At 72.3% G+C, this 5718-nt stretch carries 6 protein-coding genes and 1 pseudogene; 3 read left to right on the forward strand and 4 right to left on the reverse strand.

Going from position 1 to position 5718, the window contains the following annotated elements; translation table 11 throughout:
- Positions 1–135: 135 nt before the first annotated feature.
- Positions 136–564, reverse strand: a complete 429-nt coding sequence (locus tag ACFVYN_RS23685; RefSeq protein WP_390001577.1) for a DUF6299 family protein — start codon at positions 562–564, stop codon at positions 136–138.
- Between the two features lie 243 nt (positions 565–807).
- Here ACFVYN_RS23685 and ACFVYN_RS23690 point away from each other — a divergent pair, with 243 nt between their 5' ends.
- Positions 808–1002 (forward strand): DUF5999 family protein, encoded by a 195-nt coding sequence (locus ACFVYN_RS23690; RefSeq protein WP_390001579.1) that lies wholly within the window; start codon positions 808–810, stop codon positions 1000–1002.
- A gap of 54 nt (positions 1003–1056) precedes the next feature.
- On the opposite strand, the gene ACFVYN_RS23695 is transcribed toward ACFVYN_RS23690, so the two are convergent.
- Positions 1057–1455: a RidA family protein gene (locus ACFVYN_RS23695; RefSeq protein ID WP_390001581.1), complete on the reverse strand. Its 399-nt coding sequence runs from the start codon at positions 1453–1455 to the stop codon at positions 1057–1059.
- Positions 1452–2579, reverse strand: a complete 1128-nt coding sequence (locus tag ACFVYN_RS23700; RefSeq protein WP_390001583.1) for an acyl-CoA dehydrogenase family protein — start codon at positions 2577–2579, stop codon at positions 1452–1454. The genes ACFVYN_RS23695 and ACFVYN_RS23700 overlap by 4 nt, the downstream gene beginning before the upstream one ends.
- Before the next feature lie 155 nt (positions 2580–2734).
- Here ACFVYN_RS23700 and ACFVYN_RS23705 point away from each other — a divergent pair, with 155 nt between their 5' ends.
- Positions 2735–4327, forward strand: a complete 1593-nt coding sequence (locus ACFVYN_RS23705; RefSeq protein ID WP_390001585.1) for an AMP-binding protein — start codon at positions 2735–2737, stop codon at positions 4325–4327.
- Positions 4328–4342: 15 nt separating this feature from the next.
- Entirely contained in the window at positions 4343–5155 is an 813-nt protein-coding gene (locus ACFVYN_RS23710; RefSeq protein ID WP_390001587.1) for a PaaX family transcriptional regulator C-terminal domain-containing protein, read from the forward strand.
- Between the two features lie 46 nt (positions 5156–5201).
- Here the strand turns inward: ACFVYN_RS23710 and ACFVYN_RS23715 are convergent.
- A pseudogene (locus ACFVYN_RS23715) lies at positions 5202–5718 on the reverse strand (bifunctional salicylyl-CoA 5-hydroxylase/oxidoreductase); the annotation flags it as partial.

Below are 5718 nucleotides of genomic sequence, written 5' to 3' on the forward strand. Positions count from 1 at the left end.
CCGCCACGCCCGGCCACCGCTGGTCGTGTGTCCTCAACACCTCGGTCCCGCCCTGCTGTTGGCAGAGGGTGTGCTGTGGCCGCCGGAGATCACCCTCGTGCGCTGACCGTCAGGCGGCGCGCACGCGGGTCGCGCTCAGCCCTTCGTCAGCGTGATGTCCCGCTGCTCGGCCGCGTGGAAGCGGGGCAGCGGCAGGCCGCCCTGGAGGCTGAGCTCCATGAGGGTGGCCTCGACGTGGGCCGCACCCGGTTCGAGCGCGCCCGAGGTGACCTTGCCCGTGTTCTTCCAGGTGCGCTCCACGCCGTCGCACACCGCACGGGTCCCGCCGATGCCGTGCCGCACCGACGAGGAGCGCGCGCCCACGGAGGAGCTCACGAACACGGGGCCCGTACCGCCGGTACAGCGGTAGGTGCCGGACAGGGTCACGGTTCCGTCCTCGGCGATCCGGCCGACGGGGTCGACGGTGACGGTCTCGTACGGGTCGGCGCTCGCGGGCAGCGCGGGAGCGGCCAGCAGGAACAGCGCGGCACCGGCGGCGGCGGTGAGAGCGAGGCGAACAGGCATGGGGGATACCTCCCGGATGAGTGGAGTGAGGGCCTCCACTGCTACCGGGTACACGCCCGGACACCCGTGATCGTCACCCCTTCGGTGGCGAGTCCGCACCGAGCGTCGTGGAACCGTCCGAGAGTTGTCCGCGTGTTGTCACGCTTCATGTCGGACCGTTCCGATGAGTTCGCGACGGGAGCATGGTCTACCCATACGGATACGGCCCCCACAGGGACGGTCCAACCGACGTGGAGGTGCGCCATGTGTTCTCACCAGTCTTCGTGCGCTTCGTCCGACAACACCGCCGCGCACATCGTCGCCGCCCATCCCGAGCAGGGCTGGAATCTGCTGTGCGACGGCGCGATCGTCTTCGACGACACCGGCGAGCTGCTTCCCGACGGCCGGATCGTCGCCCCGCACCGGGTACCGACCGCACAGCTGACCGTCGCCGCCTGATCGTCGGCGGCACACGGCGGCACACTGCGGCCTCGCGGCAGAAGATCGGCGCCGCTAGGGCAGTACCGCAAACCCGTCGAGCTCCACCGCCGCCTTGTCGTCCCACAGCCGCACGACCTCGACGACAGCCATCGCGGGATAGTCACGACCCGCCAACTCCCGCCAGATACGGCCGAGTTCGCGGACATGGGTGCGGTAGGCGGTGATGTCGGTGGCGTAGACGGTGACCCGGGCGAGGTCGGACGGGGTACCGCCGGCGGCGGCGAGGGCGGTCAGGAGATTGGTGAGCGCCTTCTCGAACTGCTCCGGCAGGGAGTCGCCCACCACCTTGCCGTCGGCGTCGAGCGCCGTCTGCCCCGCCAGGAAGACCACCCGGGACCCGGTGGCGACGACCGCGTGCGAGAAGCCGGTGGGCGGGGAGAGTTCGGGCGGGTTGATGCGCTCGGCGCTCACGAGGCCTCCAGGTTCGCGTACAACTCCTTGGCGATGATGCCCCGTTGCACCTCGCTCGCCCCTTCGTAGATGCGCGGGGCGCGCACCTCCCGGTACAGGTGCTCCAGCAGATGGCCGCGCTGGAGAGCACGCGCGCCGTGCAGCTGGACCGCGGTGTCGACGACGTACTGCGCGGTCTCGGTGGCCAGCAGCTTCGCCATCGCCGCCCGCTTGGGCACGTCCGGGGCGCCTTCGTCGTAGGCCGTCGCCGCCGCGTACACCATGAGCCGGGCCGCGTCCGTGCGCAGGGCCAGCTCGGCGACCGTGTGGGCGACGCTCTGGAGGTCCCTCAACCGGCCGCCGAAGGCCTCCCGCCGGGAGGTGTGCGCGAGGGTCGCGTCGAGCGCCGCCTGCGCCATGCCGACCGCGAAGGCGCCGACGCTGGGCCGGAAGAGGTTCAGGGTTCCCATGGCGACCCGGAAACCGCGGTCGATCTCACCGAGGACGTCGTCGGCGCTCACCGGCACGGCGTCGAAGGCGAGGGCGCCGATGGGGTGCGGGGAGAGCATGTCCAGGGCGGTGCCGGTGAGGCCGGGACGGTCGGCGGGCACGAGGAAGGCGGTCACTCCACGGGCTCCGGCGCCGGGGGTGGTCCGGGCGAAGACGGTGTAGAAGTCGGCTTCGGGGGCGTTGGAGATCCAGCACTTCTCCCCGGTCAGCCGCCAGCGGGAGGGGCCGTCGGGGACCGCGGACAGGGACAGCGCCGCCGCGTCCGACCCCGCCCCCGGCTCGCTCAGCGCGAACGCGGCCACCGCGCTGCCCTCGCCGACCGCCGGCAGCCAGCGCCCCCGCTGGGCCGGGGTGCCGTGGGCGTGGACGGGATGGGCGCCGAGGCCCTGGAGGGCGAGGGCCGTCTCCGCCTCGGTGCAAGCGTACGCGAGGGACTCCCGCATCAGGCACAGATCGAGGGCCCCGGAGGTGAACAGACGCTGCAGCAGGCCCAGTTGACCGAGCTCGACGATCAGCGGACGGTTCACATGGCCCGGCTCGCCCTTCTCCGCGAGCGGGCGCAGCCGTTCGGCGGCGAGGGCACGCAGCTCCGCACACCGGGCGGTCTGTGACGGTTCGAGCGAGAATGCGGGCATTGCCGGTCCCCTCTCGTCGACAGGGCCCTACGACAGTATCGCGTGCCGTTGACTGTCGTCACCGACACGATACGCTCCTTGTGCGAGCCCGCCATCGACGCCCACCAGGCGGCCCACACGGCCCACACGGCCACAAGGCAAGGGGGCGACCCGCCATGAACGTCTCGGCCCACGTCGACACCTTCGCGCGCGACCACCTCCCGCCCCCCGACCAGTGGCCGGAGCTCCGCTTCGACCTGCCGGAGCTGAGCTACCCCGATCAGCTGAACTGTGCCGCCGAGCTGCTGACGGGCCCGCCCGACGACCGCCCGGTCTTCCACACCCCGGCCGGGGCCACATGGACGTACGGCACACTGCGCGCCCGTGTCGACCGGCTCGCGCATGTGCTCACCGGTGACCTCGGGGTCGTCCCCGGCAACCGTGTCCTGCTGCGCGGCCCGACCACCCCCTGGCTCGCGGCCTGCTGGCTGGCGGTGCTGAAGGCGGGCGCCGTCGCCGTCACCGTTCTGGCCCAGCAGCGGCCGCACGAACTGGCCACGATGTGCGAGATCGCGCGCATAGAGCACGCCCTGTGCGACATACGCGCCGTCGACGATCTCGCCAAGGCCGAGATACCGGGCCTGAGGATCACGACGTACGGCGGCGACGCCCCCGACGACCTGCTGAACCGCGAGGCGCCCGGAACGCCGTACCCCGCCGTGCTGACCGCGGCCGACGACGTGGCGCTGATCGCCTTCACCTCCGGGACCACCGGGCGCCCCAAGGGCTGTATGCACTTCCACCGGGATGTGCTCGCGATAGCCGACACCTTCTCCAGGCATGTGCTGCGGCCCCATGTGGACGATGTGTTCGCGGGCAGTCCGCCGCTCGGTTTCACCTTCGGGCTCGGTGGCCTGGTGGTCTTCCCGATGCGCGCGGGCGCCAGCTCCCTCCTCCTCGAACAGGCCGGGCCCCAGCAGTTGCTGCCGGCCGTCGCCGAGCACCGGGTCTCCGTTCTCTTCACCGCGCCCACCGCCTACCGCGCCATGCTCGACGGGCTCGACGCGTACGACGTCTCGTCCCTGCGCCGCTGTGTCTCCGCCGGTGAGAACCTGCCCGCGGCCACCTGGCGGGCCTGGCGGGAGCGGACCGGGCTGCGGATCGTCAACGGCATCGGCGCCACCGAACTGCTGCACATCTTCATCTCCGCGGCCGACGAGGACATCCGGCCGGGGACGACCGGGGTGCCGGTACCCGGATGGCACGCGCGCGTGGTCGACGAGAGAGGTCACGAGAAGCCGGACGGCGAGCCCGGACTGCTCGCCGTGCGCGGCCCCGTCGGCTGTCGTTATCTCGCGGATCCCCGGCAGCGCGAGTACGTGCGGGACGGCTGGAACATCACCGGCGACACATACATCCGGGACAGCGACGGGTACTTCCGCTATGTGGCCCGCGCGGACGACATGATCATCTCCGCGGGGTACAACATCGCCGGACCGGAGGTGGAGGACGCACTGCTGCGGCATCCTGACGTGGTCGAGGCGGCGGTCGTGGGGCGGGCCGACGAGGCGCGTGGTCAGATCGTCGTCGCCTTCGCGGTCCTGAAGGAGGGTGCCGAACGTGATGCCGACGCGCTGCGCACCTTCGTCAAGGGTGAACTGGCGCCCTACAAATGCCCGCGCGAGATCGTCTTCCTGGACGCGCTGCCGCGCACGGCGACCGGCAAGCTCCAGCGGTTCAGGCTACGCACCGGTGGTGACCAGCAGTGATCCACACGACCTAAGATGATCAACGTGTCCGACCAGCATGCACCACGGTCTCTCATCGTCACGCTCTACGGAGCCTACGGCCGCTTCATGCCGGGCCCCGTGCCCGTCGCCGAGCTGATCCGGCTGCTGGCCGCGGTCGGCGTGGACGCCCCCTCCGTACGGTCGTCGGTGTCCCGCCTCAAGCGGCGCGGGCTGCTGCTGCCGGCCCGCACGGCACAGGGCGCCGCCGGCTACGCGCTGTCCCCGGACGCCCGCCAGCTGCTCGACGACGGCGACCGGCGCATCTACGCGGTGACCCCGCCCGAGGACGAGGGCTGGGTGCTCGCCGTGTTCTCGGTGCCCGAGTCGGAGCGCCAGAAGCGGCATGTGCTGCGCTCACGACTGGCCGGACTCGGCTTCGGCACGGCGGCCCCCGGGGTGTGGATCGCCCCCGCGCGGCTGTACGAGGAGGCCCGGCACACGCTCCAGCGGCTGCGGCTCGATCCGTACGTGGACTTCTTCCGCGGCGAGCATCTCGGTTTCGCGGCGACCGTGGAGGCGGTCTCCCGGTGGTGGGACCTGGCCGCGATCGCCAAGGAGCACGAGGCCTTCCTCGACCGCCACGCGCGCGTGCTGCACGAGTGGGAGGAGCGGGCCGACACCCCGCCCGAGGACGCCTACCGCGACTACCTCCTCGCCCTCGACTCCTGGCGCCACCTCCCCTACGCCGACCCCGGCCTGCCCGCCGCCCTGCTCCCCGAGGACTGGCCGGGCGGGCGGGCGGCGGCGGTGTTCCGGGGCCTGCACGAACGGCTGCGGGACGCGGGGGCCACGTTCGCCGGTCTGTGATCCCGGGCCCGTCGCAGTCGCGCGGTACGCCGAGCAGGACAGCCCCTCAAGTCCCCAGCGTGAGCCGGGGCTTCGGGGCGTCCGCGCGGCCGGTCTGCGGCCGCCGGCTGCCGGCGCGGTACGGGTCCGGCCAGGCGACGCCGGGACCGTCGTACCCCTGCTCGGCGGCCGCGTGGAGGGTCCAGTGGGGGTCGTAGAGATGGGGGCGGGCCAGCGCGCACAGATCCGTACGCCCGGCCAGGATCAGTGAGTTGACGTCGTCCCACGAGGAGATCGCGCCGACCGCGATCACCGGGACGCCGGTCTCGTGGCGGATCCGGTCGGCGTACGGCGTCTGGTAGGAGCGTCCGTACTCGGGGTGCTCCTCGGCCACGACCTGGCCGGTCGACACGTCGATCGCGTCGGCGCCGTGCGCGGCGAAGGCGCGGGCGATCTCGACGGCGTCCTCGGCCGTATTGCCGCCCTCGGCCCAGTCGGTGGCGGAGATGCGGACGGTCATGGGCCGTTCCTGTGGCCACACTCCCCTGACGGCGTCGAAGACTTCGAGCGGGAAGCGCAGGCGC

Origin of the sequence: Streptomyces sp. NPDC058307 (assembly GCF_042880295.1) — a bacterium.
In the GTDB taxonomy this organism is placed as follows: Bacteria; Actinomycetota; Actinomycetes; order Streptomycetales; family Streptomycetaceae; genus Streptomyces.

What these genes read in the sequence shown, in the direction of transcription:
- ACFVYN_RS23705 (WP_390001585.1), top strand. Translation starts at nt 2,735, where the DNA reads ATGAACGTCTCGGCCCACGTCGACACCTTCGCGCGCGACCACCTCCCG.
- ACFVYN_RS23685 (WP_390001577.1), bottom strand. Translation starts at nt 564, where the DNA reads ATGCCTGTTCGCCTCGCTCTCACCGCCGCCGCCGGTGCCGCGCTGTTC.
- ACFVYN_RS23710 (WP_390001587.1), top strand. Translation starts at nt 4,343, where the DNA reads ATGATCAACGTGTCCGACCAGCATGCACCACGGTCTCTCATCGTCACG.
- ACFVYN_RS23700 (WP_390001583.1), bottom strand. Translation starts at nt 2,579, where the DNA reads ATGCCCGCATTCTCGCTCGAACCGTCACAGACCGCCCGGTGTGCGGAG.
- ACFVYN_RS23690 (WP_390001579.1), top strand. Translation starts at nt 808, where the DNA reads ATGTGTTCTCACCAGTCTTCGTGCGCTTCGTCCGACAACACCGCCGCG.